Raw genomic sequence first — 21,720 nt, 5'->3', positions numbered from 1 at the left:
AGCCCTGCAGCAAGAGAGCTCACCTCGGATCGCCGTTGGCAGAAAGCCATTGACAGAGGAACCATCATGTGAGGCCGGACAGCACGCTGCCGGCGCCCGCGCCGAGGAAATCGCGATCGACGTCGGCGGGCTTGTCGGGATCGGACGGGAACGACCGCGTCGTCGCGGCGGTCTGCACCATCACGACGACGGTGATGACGAAGGCGAGCGGCACCAGGCGCACCCACAGCTCCGGCGCAAGGTCAGGCAAGGTCGGTCGCGGCAGCGCGCCCGGCACAGCGCCGACGACGCTGACGCCCTTGCTTTCGAGGCCGAGCCCGATCACGGCCAATGTAGCGGCCACGAGCCCGATCAGCGCACCCGGAATTTTCGGGCTGATCCTCTCGGCGATGAAGACCACGGCGAGCACACCGAGCCCGATGCAGAGCGTGAAGGGGTTGGTGCGGCCGAGTTCGGTCGCGAGCACGCCGATGCGGTCGAGTGTCGGCCCGCTTGGTGACTGGAGCCCGAGCACGCCCGGCAGTTGCGAGACGATGATGTGGACGGAGATGCCGGCGAGGAAGCCGACCGTCACCGGCACCGACAACAGATTGGCGATGCCGCCGAGGCGGAAGGCGCCGCCGGCCAGCATCATCGCGCCGACCATCAGCGCCAGTGCGATTGCCAACCCCTGATACTCTGGCGAGCCGGTGGCCGCGAGCGCGGCAAGTCCGCCGGCGAAGATCGGCGTGATCGTGGAATCCGCGCCGCAGGACAGGAAGCGGTTGCCGCCGAGCAGCGCGAAACCGAGCGAGCCCGCCATGAACGCGAAGAAGCCGATCTGCGGCGCAAAACCGCCGAGCCGTGCCGTCGCCATCTGCTCGGGGATCGCAATCGCCGCCAGCGTCAGGCCCGCCATGAGGTCGCCGGGCAGGGAATAGGACGCGAGTGACCGGAACAGCGGCCATGAGTTCTTGGTGGACGCGTCGTGCGGCATCGATGTGGAATCCCCGGAAAGGCTGGCGGCGATCAGACTACAGCATTTTCGGGAAGGGGGCAGAGTCGTTGATGGTCAGCCTCTCCGTCGTCATTGCGAGCGAAGCGAAGCAATCCAGAATCCCACCACGGAGGGAGTCTGGATTGCTTCGTCGCAAGGGCTCCTCGCAATGACGGAGGGCACATTTGTCCTCCGCATTGCGCGAGCAGTCTCAGTACCTGCCGCGGTTGTAGTCGCCGCGTCCGTAGCCGCCTCCGCCACGACCGCCCATGCCCATGCCGAGACCAATCCCGACACCAATTCCGACGCCCACGGCTTCAGGTGGCGGGCCTGGGGGCGGCGCGCGCTCGTAGACCACTTCGTCGGGCGGCGGCCGGCGCGGCTTTGGCGGCGTCTCGACCACCTTTCGCTTCGGCGGGGTGTCGTCGACGCGTTTCTTGATGACCGGCGCCACCGCCGGATTGACCGGCGTTGCCGGCGCCGAGCACGGGCAGGTCGGGGCCATTGCGACCGCGACCGGAGCAGGGGCCGCTGCGGCCGCGACGGGCAAGGCATAGTTGCGGTTCTGCACGCGAAGCAGCAGCCGGCGCGCAGTTGCGGCGAGGTCGCTGTTGTCCCAATTCGCCAGATAAGCCTCGAACGAAGCGCGGGTGTTGATTGCGGTGGCCCGCTCCCAGGCCAGCATCTGACGCCGGCGCTCCAGGATCGTGCGCAGACGCGGCGTGTAGGAGGCCTGTGCGTAGAGCTCGATATAGGCCTGATACGCCTCGACGGTGTCGTCGGCGATCACCAGCTCATAGGCAGCCTTCGGCTCCTTGCCCTGCAAATCCTTGCGCCAGTCCGCGACGCTGCGCGTGCCGCTGGCGAGTGCCATGGCGGATGCGCCCGGGAGAGCAGGCTGTCCGCCGCTGCTCTCGCCGCCGAAGAACTTGAAGTCGGTCGTCAGCGACGAGCTTTCCCACGGGATCTGCCGCCCGTCGGTCGATTGCGCCACGGCGATGCGGATGCGCTTGAACACTTCCTCGATCGGCAGGTTCGGCTGCTTGGCGACGGTCAGCGCGGCCGTGGTGTAGGGGCTGTCGATGCCGGAGCCGTCCTCGGCTTCGGCGCCGGGCGAGGTCGAGTAGGAGATGAAGGAGCCGGGCGCGCCGGCCTTGGTGTCGACGATTGCAAGCCCGTGGCCGGCGCCGCTGAGCGCCGGGAACGGATTGTTGCGGCAGGCGTCGAGCATGAAGATGCGTGCGCGCGTCGGCAGCGCACCGAGCGTGTTGAGCAGATCGTTCAGCCGCACGCCCTGGAGCGGAATGTCGGCCTCGCGCTTGGGATCGAGATCGACCGGCACCAGATAGTTCTCGCCGTCGATCTGGAGGCCGTGGCCGGCATAGAACACCAGAGCGACGGTGTCGGCGCCGCTGGCGCTGACCTTGCCGGCGAAATCGGAGATCGCAGCGCGCATCTCGTTCTGCGCCAAATTGGCCGCCGTGGTGACGGTGAAGCCGGCATTGCCGAGCAGCTCCGTCATGCCCCTGGCGTCGTTGGCGGCGTTGGGCAGCTCCGGCACGGTGCGATAGGCGGATTGACCGATCACGAGTGCGAGCCGCGCCTCGGCGTCGGCGTCGGTCGGCGTCATCAATTGCGCGAGCGCGACGAGGCTGGATGCAAGAAACAAATTGCGAAGGACTGGACGGCGCATGGTGTCACCTCCATCGGCAATGCGCACGATGATGTCACCTTTCTAGGTCGCCGCCACGCGTCTGTCTGTGCGCTGGCTCACGCAGCGGTGCGACAAAATCGGGCAGGAGTCTGCCGGGCTAGCGCGCGGTCAGAACAGTTCGCGGTCCCAGGGCGGGTCCGGCGCGAAGCGCGCGGCAAGAAAATCGATGAAGGCGCGCACCTTGGCCGGCGGCCGGCGGTCGGGCAGATAGACCGCGTGCACCGCCGAGGTCTGGATCTCCGGCTGGTCGAGCGGAAGAGCAACGAGCGAGCCGGCTCGCAAATCGTCGGCGATGATGAAGGTGGGCTGCCGCGACAGGCCAAGGCCTGCCAGCGTCGCCGCGCGCAGTGCATCGCCATTGTTGGCACGCAGGGTGCCACTGACCTGGACGCGAATCTCGCCATCCGCGCCGAACAGCCATTCCGCCGCGCTCGCCTGCTGCGCAAGCGTGTAACCGAGGCAATTATGAGTAGCGAGGTCGGCAACGCTGCGTGGCGTGCCGTGTTTCGCCAGATAGGACGGCGCGGCGCAGACCACGAGGCGGTTCGGCGCGAGCCGCCGCGCCACCATGCTGGATTCGCGCAGCTTGCCGATGCGGATCGCGAGGTCCCAGCCTTCCTCGGCGAGATCGACGAGGCGGTCGTTGAGGCCGAGTTCGACCGTGACCTCGGGATAGCGTGCGGAGAACTCCGCAATCAGGGGCGCAATCTGCCTGTTGCCGAACACGACGGGCACGTTGACACGCAGCAGGCCGCGCGGCTCGACGCGTTCGCGCGCCACCGCGGCATCGGCGGCCTCCATGTCGGCGAGGATGCGCTCGGAGGATTCAAGATAGCTCCGTCCGGCCTCGGTGATGGAGAGCCGCCGCGTGGTCCGGTGAAACAGTTTTGTGCCGAGCCGCGCCTCCAACGACGCAACGTGCTTGGTCACCATGGTCTGCGACAGGCTCATGGCCCGGGCCGCGCCGGAGAGGCTGCCGGTCGCGGCGACCTTGGCGAAGACCTCAAGGCTGGTCAGGCGGTCGAGCAAACAATCTCACTCTATTGGTGTGAAGTATATTTCCAGAATAGCGGATTATCATCGGAATGAGAATAGATCAGTTTGCGGCGCAAAGGAGACCGCCATGATCGATTCCCGTACCGCCCCCTACGCCGCGCTGGTGCTGCGCGTGACCCTGGGCGCGCTCTTTCTGGCCCATGCAGGCCTGAAGCTGTTCGTGTTCACGCCCGCCGGCACCGCAAAATTCTTCGGCAGCCTCGGCTTCCCGCCTGAGCTCGCTTATCTCATCATGACGGTTGAGGTGCTGAGCGGCGTCGCGCTGATCCTCGGCGTCTGGACCCGCTATGCGGCGCTCGCGGGCATTCCGATCCTGCTCGGCGCGATCTTCACGGTGCACGGCGCTGCCGGTTTCTTCTTCACCAATCCGAAGGGCGGCTGGGAATACCCCGCGTTCTGGGCGATCGCACTGGCGGCGCAGGCGCTGCTCGGCGACGGCGCCTATGCGCTGCGGCCCTCGCGCGATGTCGAGGCGGCGAGCGGGCAGTTGAGCGGCGCACATTCGCGCTGACATCACGGCATCTGCTTAAATCTGAGAGCCGCGGGATCACGATCCCGCGGCTTGTTCTGCTTCGCACCGATCAATCTGCGTTCGGCATTGATCCATACCTGAATTGGATCGATCCACGCCAATCTTGCATGGCGGGTCTTGTCGCTGCCGCGCGGCATCATCGAAAACACCCATAAACACAGGCGTCCCGCTCGGTCTCTGCCGGTGCGCCTGCTGCTTGTGCCGTCGCGGCTCCCCCGGCCGCAACCCTTGCCTGCTCCGTCGCTTTGGCCATACAGTCCGCGCAACAGGCCGTGGCAGCGATCTCGGCCGTCAACAAGAATATTCGGGGAGAGACCGCGCCATGACCATCGTGCCCGTGAGCCGTCGCACGTTCATCAAGTCGTCGACGGCGGTCACCGCCGGCCTCGTTCTCTCTCCTGCCATCATCGGTCGCGCCGAAGCGGCGACGCTGAAGCTGAAATGCTCCTCCTCGCTGCCGAACGATCCGAAATACGCCAATGGCCGCGTCTACTATGACAACCTGGTCAAGAACCTGAAGGGCAACGGGCTCGGCGAGCAGGTCGAGGTCGCCTTCTTCCCTGACAACCAGCTCGGGCAGGAGATCGACGTCATCAATTCGGTGAAGCTCGGCGTCATCGACCTCATGGTGTCGGGCTCGTCGATCTCGGCCAACCTGGTGCCGTTGGTCGGCACCTTCGACCTCGGCTTTCTGTTCTCGAGCTTCCCGCAGCAGACCAAGGCGTTCGATTCCGGCGCCGCCAAGCCGATCGAGGACGCGCTGCTCAAGGGCGGCAACATCCGCATCATCGCCTGGGCCTATAATTTCGGCTCACGCAGCGTGCTCGCGAAGAAGCCGGTGAAGACGCCGGAGGATCTCGCCGGCCTCAAGATCAGGACGCTGCCGAATCCGGTGATCACGGAATGCCTGCGCCTGATGGGCGCCGCCGCGACGCCGCTGGCATTTGGCGAAATCTACACGGCGCTGCAGGCCGGCGTGCTCGATGGGCTGGAGCACGATCCGCCGACGATCCTGGCCAGCAAGTTCTTCGAAACGGCAAAATTCTATGCGCTGACGCAGCACAATTTCTCGCCGCTCGCGATCTACTTCAGCGACGTGACCTACAACCGCATGGATCCGAAGCTGCGCGAGGGCTTCCTCGATGCCGCCAAGAAGGCCGCGGTTGACACCCGCGCCCACGGGCTCGCGGTCGAGAAGGAGGCGCTGACGGCCTTGACGGAGAAGGGCGTGACGGTGGCCGAATGCGACCGCGAAGCCTTCAAGAAGCGCGTCGCCCCGCAGCACGAGAACTTCATCAAGGCGCGGCCGGAGTCCAAGGCCGTCATCGACATCATCCGCGCGACGCAAGCTTGAGATGACCAAGTCTGAGATGGCGATGACAGCCGCCGTGCCTCTCTCGGGCGGCCGTCACGGGAGCATCTCGCTGCTGCTCCGCCTCAGCGACGCGATTGCGGCCATCCTCCTGGCCGCCGATCTCGTGGTCGTCTGCGCGTCGGTGCTGCTGCGCTTCTGCTTCAATGCGCCGGTCGAATGGTCCGACGACGTCGCGCGCGGACTGATGGTCGGCTCGGCCTTCTTCGGCGCGGCGAGCGCGCTCGCGCGCGGCGAGAATGTCGGCGTGTCCTTCTTCCGCGATCTACTGCCGGTGCGGCTGCGCGCGCTGGTGGATGCCGCGAGCGCGCTTCTGGTCGTGTTGATCTCCGGCTATGTCGCCTACAACGCGATCAAGCTGGGCTCATTGACTTCAGGCCAGACCACCGGCTCGGGCCTGCCGCTGGAGCTGACCTTCTATCCGATGGGCGTCGGCGCGCTGTTCATGACGGTGTTCGCGATCGACCAGCTCTGCGCGCGGCCGCTGCCTGACATCGTCAGGGGCCTCGTTGCGGTCGTCATCGTCAGCGGCCTCTATCTCGCCTGGGATTATCTGTCGCCGTCCACCGTGCCGTCGGCGGGTACGCTGATGCTGATCGGCTTCTTCGCAACCCTGTTCGGTGGCTTGCCGATCGGGTTCGCGCTGGCGCTGGCCGCGCTGATCTTCATCTGGGTCGAGGGCGCGCTGCCCGGCGTCATCTTCGCCCAGCAGATGGCGCGCGGCATCGACAATTTCGTGCTGCTCGCGATTCCCTTCTTCATCCTCGTCGGCTACCTCATGGAAGCCAACGGCATGTCGGTGCGGCTGATCGAGCTGCTACAGCGCGGTGTCGGCCGCATGCGCGGCGGCCTGAACGTCGTGATGGTGGCCTCGATGGTGCTGTTCTCCGGCATCTCGGGCTCGAAGATGGCGGACGTCGCCGCGGTCGGCTCAGTGCTGATCCCGGCGGCCCGACGCTCGAAGCAGAACCCGGGCGGCGCGGTGGCGCTGCTTGCCGCGTCCGCGGTGATGGCGGAAACCATTCCGCCCTGCATCAACCTGATCATCCTGGGTTTCGTCGCGAACCTGTCGATCGGCGGCCTGTTCGTCGCGGGCCTCTTGCCGGCGGCGCTGATGGCGCTGGTCCTGATCGCGGTCTCCATCATCTTCGGCAAGCGGCCGGCGGATACCGAGGACGTCGCGCCGCAGATGCCGGTGTCGGGCTTGTGGAGCGGTGCGATCGCCTCGTTCGGCCTGATCTTCATGATCTTCTTCGGCTTCAAGAGCGGCTTTGCCACAGCCACCGAGATCTCCGCTTTCGCCGTGGCGTATGCGCTCGTCGTCGGCAGTCTCGTGTTCCGCGAGCTCGGCTTCAAATCGGCCGCGCACAGTTTTGTCCAGGCTGCGACGCGCGCGGGGCTCGTGCTGTTCATCGTCGCAGCGGCGCAGTCGCTGGCGTTCACGCTGACCTTGCAGCAGGTGCCGCATGCGGTCGGTGATTTCATGCTTGGATTGTCCAAGACCTCAGGCGTCTGGCTGTTCATCCTGCTCGCGATCGCCGTGCTGATCGTGATGGGCTCGGTGCTGGAAGGCGCGGCCGCGCTGATCATCTTCGGGCCGCTGCTGCTGCCGGTCGCCGTGCAGCTCGGCGTCGATCCCCTGCATTTCGGCGTCGTGCTGGTGATCGCGATGGGCATCGGCCTGTTCGCACCGCCGCTCGGGCTCGGACTCTACGGCGCCTGCCTGATCGGCAATGTGCCGATCGAGCAGACGGTGAAGCCGATCATGGGCTATCTCGGGCTGTTGTTCCTCTGCCTGCTCGTCATCGCCTTCGTGCCATGGCTCTCGACTGCGCTGCCGCGGGCATTCGGCTACTGAAGGAGTCTTGTCGTGAAAGTGTTGCTGGCTCACACGCCGGAGATGCGTCGCAATTACTACGGCGACCGCAGCCTGAACGGCCTGCGCGCAGCCGCCGAGGTGATCCTGCACGAGAGCGACGATACGCTGGACGCGGTTACCCTCGTGCGTGCGGCGAAAGATGCCGACATCATCGTCGCCGATCGCATGACCGAAGGACGCGGCGAGATCTTCGCGCAACTGCCGCGCCTGCGCGCCTTCGTCCGCTGCGCCGTTGACATCCGCAACGTCAATGTCGATGCGGCCTCGCAAGCCGGCGTGCTCGTGACCCGCGCCGGGCCCGGCTTCGTGCAGGCGGTGGCCGAGCTCGCGCTCGGTTTCATGGTCGATCTCTCCCGCGGCGTGTCGCGGGCGACGGCGGACTACCAGGCCGGCCGCAAGGTCGAGGCGCGGATGGGCCGCCAGCTCGCCGGCAGCAAGATCGGCATCATCGGCTATGGCAGCATCGGGCGCTATCTCGCCGAAATCGCCAAGGTGATGCGCATGGAGGTGCTGGTCTCCGATCCCTTCGCGGATGTCAGCGACAGCGCGATCCGGCAGGTCAGTCTCGACGAGCTTCTTGGGGCCTCCGACTACGTCGTCTGCCTCGCGATCGCCAACGAGCAGACCGAGAATCTGATCGGCGAGGCGGCGCTGGCGCGCATGCAGAAGCATGCCGTGTTCATCAATCTCTCGCGCGGCAATCTCGTCGACGAGGCCGCGCTGGCGCGCGCGCTGCGCGAGAACCGCATTGCCGCCGCGGCGATGGACGTCGGCCGCGCGCCCGACCAGATGCCGAGCCCGGAGCTGGCGAGGCTTCCCAACGTTATCGCCACGCCACATGTCGGCGGGCTGACACCACAGGCGATCGAATACCAGTCGCTGGAAACGGTGCGGCAGGTCGAGGCGATCGTCAAAGGCGAGGTCCCGCAAGGCGCAGTGAACGCCGACCGCTGGACGCGGCGGCCCTAAAGCCGATCCACCGCCCTGAACGTCCCGTCCTTCTGGATCACGGTCAAGAACACCTTCGGCGGCGCGTCGGTCATGCGCGCGCCGACGGTGACGATGCTGCCGCTGATGTCGAAGCGGCCGACGTCGTTGATGGCGCGCAGGAGGCTCGCGCGGGTCGGCTGCGGCCCGGCCTGTTCCAGCGCCGCGGCCGCGAGGCGGCCGGAGAGGTAGCCTTCGAGCGACACGAAGTCCGGTGTCAGCGTCGGGTCGAACGCCTGCTGCGCCGCCTGGTAATCGGCGACGAGCTGTTGCGAGCGATCCCAGGGAAACGGCACGACCTGCGAGACGATGACGCCTTCGCCGTCGGGGCCGAGCTCTCGGGCGAGCGCATTGGCGCCGACGAAGGAAATGTTGACGAAGGTCGGACGGAAGCCGCTGCGATGTGCGAGCTTGATGAACTCCGCGCAGGGGCCGTAGGTCCCGACCATGACGATGGCCTCGGGCTCGGCGCGCTTGATCATGCGCCAGGCCGAGCCGACCGCGCGGGTGTTGCGCTCGAAGGTGCCTTCGGCGGCGAGCTCGAGGCCGCGCCTGGCGAGCGCGCGCTTCACGCCGGCGAGACCGTCGCGTCCGAAGGAATCGTCCTGGTAGAAGATGCCGATGCGGGTGAAGTGGCGATCCTCGGTGAGGTGCTTGACCCAGGCCTCCGCCTCAGCGCCATAGCTCGCGCGGATGTTGACGACGTTCGCAAGCTCGAGATCGCGCAGGAATTCGGCGCCGCTGAACGGACCGAAGAAGGGAATGTTCCTGCTACTGGTGATTGGTATCGTCGCCATCGCGGTCGGCGTGCCCACCGCGCCGATCAGCGCGAACACCTTGTCGTCCTCGATCAGCCGCAGCGTTTGCGCCACCGAGCGGTCGGGATCGTAGCCGTCGTCGCGGCTGATGAGCTGGAGCCTGCGGCCGTGGACGCCGCCCTTTTCGTTGATCTCGGTGAATGCCGCGACGATGCCTTGCCGCATCCGCTGTCCGAGCGCCGAGGAGGGGCCTTCGAGCGCGGCGGCCTGGCCGAACAGGATCGCGTCGTCGCTGACGCCGACCTCGTCGCCTTTCGCTGCAGGAATGGCCGCGGCGAGTAGCGCGACGGCCAATGCGACGCAGGCCGCTGATCGCGATCGTGTCATGAGGATGCTTGCCGGATAAGGGAATACCTGCCGGAAACGATAGTCCGGTCGCCCTGAACAGCTCGCTAACCCCTGACGTAACGGTGCTCCGTAAGACTCCGGGGAAAAGCGGCAAATTGCTCGCTGCTTGCAGGCCAATCGTTAACTAAGCCGCGCAATCTGCGACGACCCGGTTGCGAAATTGTGCGGTTCTTAACCCCGATCCTTGTCCGATAGCGGTTCCGGCAGCTCAACCAGAAGTGGGTTGCCGCGCCGAGGGGGACTTGCGGAATCAAGATGGGCGGTCGGGGTCAGAACCATCAGGATCGGGAACGTAGGACCGGATGGTGGCGCGCCGCGCCGCTGCTCGGACTCTATCGCCCTGCGCTCGTCGCAGTCGGCGTCGGTCTTCTGTTCTCGCTCGTCGGCGCCGCCGCCGTGGCGCGATGGGAAGACCGCGTCAACAGGATCGAGTTCGAGAACGCCGCCGAAACCGAAGCCATCGTCATGCAGAACGGCATGAGCGAGTACATTTCCAGGCTCGTCGCGCTGCGTACGCTGTTCGAATCGACCAACGAGGAAATCACCCGCAGCGAATTCGAGACCTTCAGCTCCCGGCTGTTCGAGCGTCATCCCGGCATGCTGCGCATCGCCTGGCTGCCGCGCGTCAACCGCAAGGAGCGCGCCGAATACGAGGCTGCCGCGATCACGGACGGCGTGTCCGGCTATCGCATCAAGTCGCTCCAGGGCGAGACCTTCGCGACCGCGCCGCAGGCCGATGAATATTTCCCGGTGTTCTACTCGACCCAGCCGAAGACGTCGCCGGTCTACGGCATGGATTACGCGACCGTTCCGGAGCGCCGCGCAATCCTCGAGCGCGCGCGCGACAACGATCGCGTCGCCGCCATTCGCACGCGCCTCTACGAGCCGAAGGAGGGCGGCCGGCAGCCCGACGTGCTCGTTGCCATTCCCGTCTACGCCAAGGGAACCTCGCGCGAGGCGGTGGTGGACCGGCGCCGCAATCTGGCGGGCTTCGTCGTCGGCGTCTTCGACCTGCCGCTGCTGATCCAGTCCATTCGCGTGACCACGGGAGCAAGCCCCGCGGTCAGCGTGAACGTCTATCCGCCCTTCACGGGGCAGATCGTCAGCCTGGAACAAACCTTGCCGGACTATTCGTCGGCCGCCACGTCGCCGCAATCGATGCGGGACGTCGCCCGGGCGCTGCACTGGTCGGGCAGCCTCAAGATCGGGGATACCGACTGGCAGGTGCGCGCCATGCCGACGGCCGGCGGTTCGCTGGAGACGGCCTACGACCGCGCGGTTGCCGTCATCGTCGTCGGCATGCTGCTGACGCTGTCGCTCGCAACCTATCTCATGCTCGCAAGCCGCAACTCGCGGCGGCTGTCGCTGGCGAACCGGCAGGTGCTGGAGCTCGCCCAGACCGACATCCTGACCGGGCTGCCGAACCGCGCCTTCTTCCTGACCCGGCTCGACCTGATGAACAGCCAGTTGAGCGTGCGGGGCCTGCCGTTCGCGATCCTGATGCTCGATCTCGACCGCTTCAAGAACGTCAACGACTCGCTCGGCCACGGTGCGGGCGATGTGCTGCTGCGCCAGGTGGCGCTAAGGCTGAGATCTGCCTTGCGCGCCACCGACGTGCTGGCGCGGCTCGGCGGCGACGAGTTCGCTATCATCCAGGAGGCTTGCGACGATCAGCGGGCGTGCGCGACCGAGCTCGCCGCGCGGATCACGAAGCTGGTCGCCGAACCGTTCCTGCTGCCCGGCCATCGCGTCGAGATCGGCACCAGCATCGGCATCGCGATCGCACCGGACCACGGCAGCGATCAGGAGCAGCTGCTGAAGAAGGCGGACCTCGCGCTCTACCGCTCGAAATCGGCCGGCCGCAATTGCTTCACCATCTACGACGAGGCGATGTCGGCCGAGCTCGAGGCTCGCAATACGCTGGAAGGCGATTTGCGCGATGCCATCGCGCAGTGCCAGCTGGAGGTGCACTATCAGCCCTTTATGGACGTCGCCAGCGGTGGCCGTCGCGGCTTCGAGGCGCTGGTGCGCTGGCGGCATCCGAGCCGCGGCCTGATCCCGCCGGACCAGTTCATCGCGCTTGCCGAGGAAACCGGGCTGATCGTGCCGCTCGGCGAACTCGTGCTGCGGCGCGCTGTGCGGACGCCGCGGCCTGGCCATGCGATCTCATGGTTGCGGTGAATCTGTCGCCGATCCAGTTCAAGGAAGCCGAGCTGTTCGAGACGATCTGCGCGGCGCTGGCAGATTCCGGCCTGGCGCCGCAGCGGCTGGAGATCGAGATCACCGAATCCGTGCTGCTGGAACGCGGCGTCGAGAACCTTGCCTTCATGGAGCGGCTGAAGCACATCGGCATCGAGCTGGCGCTCGACGATTTCGGCACCGGCTATTCCTCGCTGAGCTATCTGACCACGTTCCCGTTCGACAAGATCAAGATCGACAAGTCCTTCATCCGCAACCTCACGCATCAGCCGCGCAGCTCCGCGATCATCGCCTCGATCGTGACGCTCGCACGCGGACTCGATATGTCAGTTACCGCCGAAGGCGTCGAGACACGCGAAGAGTTCGAGCGGCTGACGGCGCTCGGCGTCAATTTTGCGCAAGGTTATCTGTTCGGACGCCCGCAGCCGGTCGACCAGATCGAGTTCGACGAGATCGCTCAGCCTTCGCAGCGCAACGCGGCCTGAGCGCCCCGCGCAAAGGGGCATTTCGCGAAAATCGCTTGACCCGGACGGCCCTGGATGGTCGGTAGCACCATCTAGGGATGAAATAAGCACAACATGCGGCTTCCGTTCTTCTACGGCTGGGTCGTGGTCGCGGTGACCTTCGTGACCATGGCGATCGGCGTCAACGCGCGCACCGCGTTTTCGCTGTTCTTTCCTCCCATCATCTCCGAATTCGGCTGGGAACGCGGCGTCACGGCCGGCGCGTTCTCCTTCGGCTTCGTCGTGTCGGGCATCGTCAGCCCACTGATCGGCCGCCTGATGGATCGCGCCGGCCCGCGCGCGGTGATGGAGCTCGGCGTCGTGCTGATGGGCGGCGGGCTGCTGCTCGCGCCACTCACCAGTGCGCCCTGGCATCTCTATGTGACCATCGGCGTCATGGTCGGTGCCGGCTCGGTGTGTCTCGGCTATTCCGGCCAGTCGCTGTTCCTGCCGAACTGGTTCATCCGCAAGCGCGGCTTCGCCATCGGGATTGCCTTTGCCGGCGTCGGCATCGGCTCGGTGACGCTGCTGCCCTGGGTGCAGCACATGATCGAAGAAACCGGCTGGCGCACCGCCTGTACCGCGATGGGGCTGCTCATCCTCGTCGTGCTGGCGCCGATTAATCTGTTCCTGCACAAGCGGCCCGAAGACATCGGCCTTCAGCCGGACGGCGATGCCACGCCGGCGGCGGGCGCGGCGACACCGGTCTCCAACATCGTCGATCCCGTCTGGGTCGGCACCGACTGGACGCTCAAGCGGGCGGTTGCGACCGCGCGCTTCTGGTGGATCGCGCTCGGCTATTTCTGCGGCTTGTACATCTGGTACGCGGTGCAGGTGCACCAGACCAAATTCCTGCTCGACATCGGCTTCAGCTCCGGTGTCGCGGTGTGGGCGCTCGGCATCGTCAGCCTGCTCGGCATTCCCGGCCAGATCCTGCTCGGCCACGTCTCCGACCGGATCGGACGGGAATGGGTATGGGCGATCAGCTGTGCGGGCTTCGCGATCTGCTTCGCGGCGCTGATGGCGCTGAAATTCCAGCCGTCGCTGTGGCTGGTCTATGTCATGGTGTTCGCGCAAGGCGCGCTCGGCTACGGCCTCACGTCGATCATGGGCGCGGTGGTGTTCGAGATCTTCCAGGGCAGGCACCAGGGCAGTATTTTTGGAACGATCATGCTGGCGGCCCTGGCCGGCGGCGCGGCGGGTCCCTGGCTCACTGGTTTCCTCTATGATCGCACCGGCGACTACACGCTCGCCTTCGCCATCGCCATGGTCGTGAGCGGACTGTCGGCGCTCGCGGTCTGGCAGGCCGCTCCCCGCAAGGTGCGGGCGGTGGCCGGCCGGCTGCACAAGCTCAAGGCCACAAGTGCGAACTAGCGTTTTCGAGCGAAGTGGATACCGGTTCGCGTAAAGAAAACGCGTCAAAACGAGAGTCCAGGTTCCGAACGCATCGGATTGCCTTCGCATCTTTCGCGAGCCGTTAAGCATGTCGTGTCCTGGCCGGACGCAACCCGGTCGCAAAAACGTTCTGGACACCATCGCGGCGCTAGCCTCGGCCCTGCTTGCCGCATCTTGCCGATGCCTCCGGGTCCAACTATGTCTGCCGCCGATTGTCCCATGACAGAAATTCCGGACGTGCTGTTGGCTGCGCTCGAATGCGCCGACGGCGGTATCGTCATCGTCGACGGCGCGCGTCGCATCATGCATTTCAATGCCGGCGCAGAGCGGATCTGGAAATTCGCGCGCGCCGAGGCGCTCGGCCGCGACGCCGAACTTCTCACGCTCAAATGCCTTCAGGCCGATCCGGTCGCGGCGTTCCGCGACGAGATCAGCCTCGTGCGGCGCGACGGCACCCGGATCCGGGCGGCCATCTCGCTTTCATCCTTCACGAGTGGCGGCGTCACCCATCACGTCGTGTTCGCGCGTGACGTCACCGCGGAGGCCGAGCGCCGCGTCAGAATCGGGCTCCTCCACGCTGTCTCCGACCAGACCAACCGCGCGGTGCTCATCACCGACACGGAGCAGAACATCGTCTACGTCAATTCCACCTTCGCGACGCTGTTTGGCTACACCAGCGAGGAGGCCGAGGGCCGCCGCGCCGGCGCGCTGATCGCCGGCCGCCACACCGATCGGAAGGCCGTCGCGAAGCTGGTCAAGCGCCTGATGAGCGGCGGCCGCCGCGGCGAAATCGAGACGCTGGTCTACAACAAGGACGGCGAGGAGATCTGGGTCTGCGCCCGTATCGACGTCTTCCGCGACAAGAAGGGCAGGGCCAGGCACATCTTCGCGCTGCTCGAGGACATCACCGAGACCAGGCAGCTGCGCTCGCTCCAGCAGCTCATCATGAGTGCGCTGGCCGACGAGGTTCCGATCACCGATATCGCCGACAGGCTGTGCCGAAGGGTCGAAGAGATCGCGCCTGACGTGGTTTGCTCGCTGCTCCACGTCGATGCCGCAGGCCTCGTCCATCCGCTCGGCGGCCCCAGCCTGCCCGAGGACTATTCGCGTGCGCTGGACGGCATCGCGATCGGTCCGAATGTCGGATCCTGCGGCACCGCGGCCTTCTACGGTGAACCGGTGCTGGCAACCGATCTGGAGACCGATCCGCGCTGGCAGCCCTATAAGGCCATGCCGCTCGCGATCGGCCTGCGCGCGTGCTGGTCGACCCCGGTCAAGGCCAAGGACGGCCGCGTCATCGCGACCTTCGCCTTTTACTATCGCGAACCGCGCGCGCCGAGCAATTGGCACCGGCGCATCGTCGAGGCCTGCGTCAACCTCGGCGCCTTCGCGATCGAGCGCAAGGAAGCGCGGGCCGAGATCGCGCGGCTCGCCTATCACGACATTCTCACCGGGCTGCCGAACCGTGCGCAGCTGCGGCACCTGATCACCACGGCCATCGATGCCTGCCCGACCGGCAGCCACGTCGCGCTGGCCTTCCTCGACGTCGATCATTTCAAGGACGTCAACGACACGTTCGGGCACGCCGCCGGCGATGAGCTGCTGATCCAGCTCGCGCAGCGCCTGCGCGAGCAGATTGGCCCTGAGGACATGCTGGGACGGCTCGGCGGCGACGAGTTCGTCATCCTGCTGCCGCAGCGCAACGCCGAGAGCGCCCAGCGCGTCGCGGCCGGGGTCACCGAGGCGCTCGCTGCGCCGCTGCGGCTTGGCTCCAGGCAGCTGCAGATGTCGGCGAGCATCGGCATCAGCCTCTATCCCGACCATGCGACCGACATCGACACCTTGATGCAGCAGGCGGATGCGGCCATGTACATGGCCAAGCAGGCCGGCCGCTCCACCCATCGCATCTTCAGCGCCGAAATGAACGGGCTCACCGAGCAGCGCCTGGCGCTGATCGCAGCGCTGCGCCGCGCCATCGCCGAGGGCGCGCTGACCCTCAGCTACCAGCCGCAGATCCGCAGTTGCGACGGTGCCGTCCACGGCGTCGAGGCATTGGCGCGCTGGCATGATGCCGTGCTCGGCGACGTCTCGCCGGCGAAGTTCATCCCGCTCGCCGAGGAGTGCGGCCTGATCGAGCAGATCGGCCTGTGGTCGGTGCGTGAGGCCTGCCGGCAGATGGCGGACTGGCGCCGCGCCGGGCTCAACATTCCCAGCGTGTCAGTGAACCTGTCGCCGATCAATTTCCGCAACGTCACGCTGGCGGCGCGGCTCAAGGACATCCTCGCCGAATACGATCTGCCGCCGGACGCGCTGATGCTCGAGATCACCGAGGGCACGTTCATGCGGGACAGCGTAGCCGCGCTGGAGACGATGAACGCGATCCGCGAGCTCGGCGTCGGGCTCTCCGTGGACGATTTCGGCACCGGCTATTCCAGCCTCAGCCGGCTCGCGCATCTGCCGATCCGCGAGTTGAAGATCGACCGCAGTTTCATGCGCGACATCGAGAGAGATGCGGGCGCGCTCGCGGTTGCCACCGCCGTGGTGCGCGTCGGACAGGGCCTCGGCATGACCGTCGTCGCCGAAGGCGTCGAGACCGAAGGCCAGCGCAAGACGCTGGCCGAGCTCGGCTGCGACGTCGTGCAGGGCTTCCTCTACGCGCCCGCGCTGCCGCCGGTCGCGTTCGAGCGCTGGCTGATCGAGCATTGCGCCGAGCAGGCGAGGGCGATGCTGGGCCGCCTCGACATCGCGCCGGCCGGTCGCCACGCGGTAAAGCGGTCGGCGTAGTTGCCTCTGTCGCCGGCTCGCTCGTGGTCTCATGCGGCTGGCTCGACGGCAGTGTGGAAACCAGGGCGCGAACTCGTTACGCCAAGAGCACGCGCCCTGGTTGGGCCTCAACGCAACAAGCCGTCAGTAGTCCCAGAACACCGGCACCCAGCGAAAGGCGTCGCCGGCGACCGCGACATGGCCGACGGACGGGAACGGCATGTGGGTGGCCACCAGCATCTCGCCGCTCGCGGCAATCTCTCGCAACAGACGGACCCGAACGCGCGCCGCCTCCTCGGGGTCGTGTTCGAAACCGTTGTGCCAGTCGGGTTGATCGAACCCGACGGCAAACACGGCGTCGCCGGCGAACGTCAGCCCGTCCCCGCCGGACGCCACGCGAACCACGCTGTGTCCGGGGGTGTGACCGCCGGTGCGACGAACGACGACGCCCGGCGCAACCTCGTGCTGCTCATCGAACTGCCGCAGCTGACTGCCGTACTCCTTGACGAACCGCTTGGCGGTCGCCCGAAGCGCGTCCGGGAAGCCCGGCGGCATGGCGGTGTGGGAGAAATCGGGCGCCTCCCAGAATTTGACCTCGGCGGCCGCCACGTGGATCCGCAGGTCTTTACGCAGCCGCTGCTTCACCCCGTCGACGAGCAGTCCGCCAATGTGGTCCATGTGCAAGTGGGTCAGCACCAGATCGGTCACGGTCGAAAGATCGATGCCGGCGGCCTCCAGTCGCTTGATCAACTGGCCGGCGCGCGGCAAGTGCAGATCCGGGTCTGACCCCAGTCCGGCGTCGATCAGGATGGTCTTGTCGCCGCTGCGGACCACGACCGCATTCAACGCCCAGTCGAAAGCGTCCTGCGGCAGGAACATGTCGTGCAGCCAGGTCGCCCGGACGGCCGGGTCGGCATTGTGCGCCAGCATCGTGGTCGGCAACGGCAGCACGCCGTCGCTGACCACCAGCACGTCGATCTCGCCGACCTTCAGCGCGTAGCGCGATGGAACGAGCTCTTCCGGCTTCGATGTCGCGGGGTATGAGGTGTTGTGCAGGTTCATGTTGGTCTCCTGTTTCAAGGTAGGGCTCCCGGCTGGTCTTGGTTGAGCAGGCCGCGCAGCCAGGGAGGTGCGGCCGTCATCGTTTCGTGCCTCTAGAGGCTCGTCACACGTTCCGGATCGGCCGAGGCGAGCGCTGCGGCACGCTCGGCACGGGGCGGATAGATCCAGACCGTGTTGATCTCCTGCTTGGTCTTCTTGGCGACGTCGCCGACCATCTCGACCTTGCGCTCCCAGCCGCGCGTGAACAGCGCGCCGGCTTCGCCGAGATCGAGGCAGGTGACGTAGGCCTTCTGGTGATACGGCCTGGTCGGGACGCGCAGGAGTTCGGCGGCCGCATTGTTGCCGGCAAACGCGCCCATCCGCGTGGCGTGCTGGCACGACATCAGCGCGTAATTGCCCGCGTCGTCACATGCGGCCCGCGCGGCATCACCGGTGGCGAAGACGCCGGCGATGCCGGGCACGCGCAGATCGCGGTCCACCAGCAGCCGGCCGAAATTGTCGCGCTCGGCGGGAATCTGCGCTGTCAGGGGCGCGGCGCGAATGCCGGCTGCCCAGATCACCGTTTCGGTTTCGATGTGTTCGCCTGTCGACAGCGTCACGCCGGACTTGTCGAGCGAGGCAACGCCGGCGCCGAGCCTTGTCTCCACACCGAGCTTGCGAAGCGCTTGCTCGATGACCGGGCGGGAGCCTTCGCCCATGTCGGGAGCGATCACGCCGTTGCGCTCGACGATGATGACGCGCGTCCTGGCGTTTTGGCCGAAGATGGCGCGCAGGCGCGCGGGCAGCTCGGTCGCCGCCTCGATGCCGGTGAAGCCGCCGCCGGCGACCACGACCGTGTCACGTCCATTGACGGCCGGCCGGTCGGCGAGGCCATGCAGATGCCTGTCGAGGGCAACCGCATCGTCGAGCGAGTCGACGCTGAAGCCGTGCTCGGCAAGGCCGGGAATGTTGGGTCGGAAGAGGCGGCTGCCGGTGGCGATCACCAGGCGGTCGTAGGACAGGGTCTTGCGGGTGCCTTTGGGAGTCGAGATCTGCACCGTCAGCGCCTCGGTGTTGACGGTCTCGGCGCTCCCCTGGATGTAGTCGACGTCGATCGCCTTGAGGACATCGAGCAGCGGCGCCGTCAGGGTTTCCGGCTTCGGCTCATAGAGCCGAGGGCGGACCACCAGCGTCGGCTCGGGTGCGATGAGCGCGATCTCGAGCTCTTCCGGCGAGACGCCCTGAATGTCGCGCAGGCGGGCGGCGGAGAGGGCGGCGTACATGCCGGCGAAGCCGGCGCCAATGATGAGCAGTCGCATGTGGTTCACTCCTTGATTTGGTTCTGGGTTTGTTGGTTCGAAACGCGCGCCATCGCCGCCGCTCGATGCGAGCAGAGCCTTTTGCGAGCGATGATGACGCGAAGAGGTGAGACGGAGACCGCCGGGCCCTTACGGCGCGGTGCAGTTCGGCAGCGAGGACAGCAGCGCAGGACCTTCACATCCTGCGCGGCAGCTTCGCGGGCCCGATGGCCAGCCGCGCAGGGCGACCGGCAGCGCAGGTTTGTTGGTCCAGCCCCGATTGATCAGGATCGACGTCGAGACCTTGGCGTTCTGCGCGGCTTGTGGCGGCGCCTCTTCGGCCGTCGGCGAGGTGAAACGCACCGTCAGCGAAAGCCCGTACATGAGCGCCGTCGAGACGGCCTTCCGTCGTGGCGCGATTGCAAGCCGTTTCCTGTCCATCGTTTGTCTCCGTCCCCATGATGTGACGTTGCGATGTTTAGCCAACCGGATCGTCGACTGCGCCAGAGCGATTGCCGTCCCTGTCGAGAGATTGCTGCTAACGCAGGCGCCTGCGCCAATCGCTCGGTGTCTCGCTCGTATGCGTCGCGGGAAGCCCGGCGTATTTCCCGAAGCGGCCATGCCTTGTCCGATTCTGCCGCAAGCAGGCATGCGTTTTCACAAACGCACGATGGGGGCGGATGACGAGTTGTCGGAGAAGCGAACACCGGCCGGATGACGGTCCGGTCGTGCGATTGATATCGGCGATCCAGGCTAGTTCGACGACAGTCCCGTCCTGCGCCTCAAATCGGTGATCGCGCGCAGAAAACTGTCGGCCGGCGTCGTCTCCGGATCGATCAGGCGGTGCAGGCGAAAGCCGTCTTCCAGCGCCAGCACGACGGAGGCCATCCACGGCGGATTCAGCGTGTCGTTCCTGCCACTGCTCTTCAACGTGGCCTCGACGATGTCGGCGACCAGCTTGCGCCGCGCGCGTAGCCGCTTGGCAAGCTCCGGGCGGCGCTTCTCGGCGCGCGCGACGAACAGGATCATCTCCATGTGCAGGAGGGGCGAGCGGGCGAGCGGGTCTTGCCGGCTGCGATCCATCGTCTTCAGCGCCGCGATGAAATCGTCGAGATTGTCGTGCTGCGCGAGGATGTCGAGGTTGCGCCGGATCGACTGCTCGACATGATCCTCGAGCATGGCGATGATCAATTCGTCCTTGCTCTTGAAGTTGGAATAGAACGCGCCGCGGGTGAAGCCCGCGGCGGCCGCGATCGCCTCGATGCTGGCGCCGCCGATGCCGTCCGCCTCGAACACGCGCGCGGCCGCCTCGAACAGTTTGTCGCGCGTGTCGTCCCTGGTCGGCCTGGTTCTCACCCTTGACATCGGCGCAGGTTAGGGCAGAATGCAACTCGATACAATAATGTATCGAGTTTATAATCTTGGGGATGGTTACGCCGCGCAAGCAAGGGGGCTGCCGGCGTATTCGTGTCATGCGGCAACCGATTGAGGTCACCATGAACGAGCAAGTGCAACCCGCAGGCGGACCGCTGTTCAATCCGCTGTCGCCGGACTTCATCCGCGATCCCTATCCACACTACGACCGGCTGCGCACGGTCGAGCCGATCCATGTGACGCCGTTCGGCCAGTTCGTCGCCAGCCGCCATGCCGACGTCAGCTTCGTGATGCGCGACAAGCGCTTCGGCAAGGACTTTGTCGAGCGCTCCAAGCGCCGCTATAGCCCTGCCATCATGGACGAGCCGGTGTTCCGCAGCATGAGCCACTGGATGCTGCAATCCGATCCGCCCGACCACACCCGCTTGCGCGGCCTCGTCGTGAAGGCCTTCACCGCCCGCCGCGTCGAGGACATGCGGCCGCGGATCCAGGCGATCGTCGACCAGGCCATCGATGCCGTGATCGAGCGCGGCCACATGGACCTGATCGAGGATTTCGCCTTCCGCCTGCCGGTCACCATCATCTGCGACATGCTCGGAATCCCCGAGGACCATCGCGAGACCTTCTACAACAGCTCGCGCGATGGCGGCCGCCTGCTCGATCCCGTGCCGCTCACGCCGGAGGAGATCGCGAAGGGCAACGCCGGCAACATGATGGCGCAGATGTATTTCCAGCAGCTGTTCGAGCTGCGCCGCCGCAATCCTGGCGACGATCTCATCACCCAGCTGGTGCAGGCCGAGGAAGACGGCAACAAGCTCACCAACGAGGAATTGACCGCCAACATCATCCTGCTGTTCGGCGCCGGCCACGAGACCACCGTCAATCTGATCGGAAACGGCCTGCTCGCGCTGCATCGCAATCCGGATCAGCTCGCGCTCCTGAAGGCGCGGCCCGAGTTGATGGTCAACGCGATCGAGGAATTCTTGCGCTACGATTCCTCGGTGCAGATGACCGGACGCGTGACGCTGGAGGACATCGAGGATCTCGGCGGCAAGAGCATCCCCAAGGGCGAGACCGTGCTCTGCCTGCTCGGCTCGGCCAACCGCGATCCGGCGGTCTACCCTGATCGCCCCGACCGGCTCGACGTCACCAGGCCCAATGTCAAGCCGCTGTCGTTCGGCGGCGGCATCCATTTCTGCCTGGGCGCCCAATTGGCGCGCATCGAGGCCGAAATCGCCCTCGCGACGCTGCTGCGGCGGCTGCCGGATCTGCGCATCGACGACGTCGAGAACCCGGAATGGCGCCCGACCTTCGTGCTGCGCGGCCTGAAACGCCTGCCGGCGAGCTGGTGATGGCCGGCCCCGTTAACCTCCGCGCGCAACAGTCGCTGTGACTTCGCCACACTTCCCCTTATATAAGGGGCTGTTCCGGCGCGCCTGAGGCCCTCAGGTTCGGCCCGGGCCGG

At 66.3% G+C, this 21,720-nt stretch carries 15 protein-coding genes and 2 pseudogenes; 8 read left to right on the top strand and 9 right to left on the bottom strand.

Going from position 1 to position 21,720, the window contains the following annotated elements; all coding sequences use genetic code 11:
- Positions 1-70 precede the first annotated feature (70 nt).
- The 3 genes and pseudogenes from AC5ZFO_RS09030 to AC5ZFO_RS09020 form a co-directional block, all read right to left on the bottom strand.
- Positions 71-976: pseudogene (locus AC5ZFO_RS09030) on the bottom strand (SulP family inorganic anion transporter); the annotation flags it as partial.
- 211 nt (positions 977-1,187) lie between these two features.
- Positions 1,188-2,669, bottom strand: coding sequence for a caspase family protein (locus AC5ZFO_RS09025; RefSeq protein ID WP_282520566.1), 1,482 nt, complete (start codon positions 2,667-2,669; stop codon positions 1,188-1,190).
- 129 nt (positions 2,670-2,798) lie between these two features.
- A complete protein-coding gene (locus tag AC5ZFO_RS09020) occupies positions 2,799-3,719 on the bottom strand; it encodes a LysR family transcriptional regulator (protein WP_282520567.1) in 921 nt (306 codons plus the stop codon).
- 94 nt (positions 3,720-3,813) lie between these two features.
- Here AC5ZFO_RS09020 and AC5ZFO_RS09015 point away from each other — a divergent pair, with 94 nt between their 5' ends.
- The gene (locus tag AC5ZFO_RS09015; protein ID WP_014493016.1) at positions 3,814-4,257 is read left to right on the top strand and encodes a DoxX family protein; all 444 of its coding nucleotides are present in this window, start codon (positions 3,814-3,816) and stop codon (positions 4,255-4,257) included.
- 2 nt (positions 4,258-4,259) lie between these two features.
- Here the strand turns inward: AC5ZFO_RS09015 and AC5ZFO_RS09010 are convergent, their stop codons facing one another.
- Positions 4,260-4,418 (bottom strand): hypothetical protein, encoded by a 159-nt coding sequence (locus AC5ZFO_RS09010; protein WP_282520568.1) that lies wholly within the window; start codon positions 4,416-4,418, stop codon positions 4,260-4,262.
- 182 nt (positions 4,419-4,600) lie between these two features.
- Between AC5ZFO_RS09010 and AC5ZFO_RS09005 the strand changes: the two genes are divergently transcribed.
- From AC5ZFO_RS09005 to AC5ZFO_RS08995, 3 genes are read left to right on the top strand one after another with little or no spacing between them, the layout of a single operon-like run.
- Complete coding sequence (locus AC5ZFO_RS09005) at positions 4,601-5,632, top strand: TRAP transporter substrate-binding protein (RefSeq protein ID WP_282520569.1); 1,032 nt, start codon at positions 4,601-4,603, stop codon at positions 5,630-5,632.
- A gap of 22 nt (positions 5,633-5,654) precedes the next feature.
- Positions 5,655-7,508, top strand: a complete 1,854-nt coding sequence (locus AC5ZFO_RS09000; RefSeq protein ID WP_282520873.1) for a TRAP transporter large permease — start codon at positions 5,655-5,657, stop codon at positions 7,506-7,508.
- A gap of 12 nt (positions 7,509-7,520) precedes the next feature.
- Complete coding sequence (locus tag AC5ZFO_RS08995; protein WP_282520570.1) at positions 7,521-8,498, top strand: hydroxyacid dehydrogenase; 978 nt, start codon at positions 7,521-7,523, stop codon at positions 8,496-8,498.
- On the opposite strand, the gene AC5ZFO_RS08990 is transcribed toward AC5ZFO_RS08995, so the two are convergent.
- A complete protein-coding gene (locus AC5ZFO_RS08990; RefSeq protein ID WP_496121963.1) occupies positions 8,495-9,661 on the bottom strand; it encodes an ABC transporter substrate-binding protein in 1,167 nt (388 codons plus the stop codon). The genes AC5ZFO_RS08995 and AC5ZFO_RS08990 overlap by 4 nt on opposite strands.
- A gap of 276 nt (positions 9,662-9,937) precedes the next feature.
- Here AC5ZFO_RS08990 and AC5ZFO_RS08985 point away from each other — a divergent pair.
- The 3 genes and pseudogenes from AC5ZFO_RS08985 to AC5ZFO_RS08975 all read left to right on the top strand — a co-directional run bounded on the left by AC5ZFO_RS08985 (position 9,938) and on the right by AC5ZFO_RS08975 (position 16,563).
- Positions 9,938-12,366: pseudogene (locus AC5ZFO_RS08985) on the top strand (bifunctional diguanylate cyclase/phosphodiesterase).
- A 93-nt stretch (positions 12,367-12,459) separates the two neighbouring features.
- Positions 12,460-13,758 carry an MFS transporter gene (locus AC5ZFO_RS08980; RefSeq protein WP_282520573.1) on the top strand — a complete coding sequence of 433 codons (1,299 nt, stop codon included), beginning with the start codon at positions 12,460-12,462 and terminating at the stop codon, positions 13,756-13,758.
- Positions 13,759-13,977: 219 nt separating this feature from the next.
- Complete coding sequence (locus AC5ZFO_RS08975) at positions 13,978-16,563, top strand: EAL domain-containing protein (RefSeq protein WP_282520574.1); 2,586 nt, start codon at positions 13,978-13,980, stop codon at positions 16,561-16,563.
- A 123-nt stretch (positions 16,564-16,686) separates the two neighbouring features.
- Here the strand turns inward: AC5ZFO_RS08975 and AC5ZFO_RS08970 are convergent, their stop codons facing one another.
- The 4 genes from AC5ZFO_RS08970 to AC5ZFO_RS08955 form a co-directional block, all read right to left on the bottom strand.
- Complete coding sequence (locus AC5ZFO_RS08970) at positions 16,687-17,604, bottom strand: MBL fold metallo-hydrolase (protein ID WP_282520575.1); 918 nt, start codon at positions 17,602-17,604, stop codon at positions 16,687-16,689.
- Positions 17,605-17,696: 92 nt separating this feature from the next.
- Positions 17,697-18,902 (bottom strand): NAD(P)/FAD-dependent oxidoreductase, encoded by a 1,206-nt coding sequence (locus AC5ZFO_RS08965; protein ID WP_282520576.1) that lies wholly within the window; start codon positions 18,900-18,902, stop codon positions 17,697-17,699.
- A gap of 129 nt (positions 18,903-19,031) precedes the next feature.
- Positions 19,032-19,322 (bottom strand): hypothetical protein, encoded by a 291-nt coding sequence (locus tag AC5ZFO_RS08960; RefSeq protein WP_282520577.1) that lies wholly within the window; start codon positions 19,320-19,322, stop codon positions 19,032-19,034.
- Between the two features lie 312 nt (positions 19,323-19,634).
- Positions 19,635-20,246: a TetR/AcrR family transcriptional regulator gene (locus AC5ZFO_RS08955; RefSeq protein WP_282520578.1), complete on the bottom strand. Its 612-nt coding sequence runs from the start codon at positions 20,244-20,246 to the stop codon at positions 19,635-19,637.
- Positions 20,247-20,377: 131 nt separating this feature from the next.
- Between AC5ZFO_RS08955 and AC5ZFO_RS08950 the strand changes: the two genes are divergently transcribed.
- A complete protein-coding gene (locus tag AC5ZFO_RS08950) occupies positions 20,378-21,607 on the top strand; it encodes a cytochrome P450 (RefSeq protein ID WP_282520579.1) in 1,230 nt (409 codons plus the stop codon).
- Positions 21,608-21,720: the final 113 nt, after the last annotated feature.

The organism is Bradyrhizobium sp. Unk1, assembly GCF_059512345.1.
This window is presented reverse-complemented; position numbering and strand designations above follow the sequence as displayed.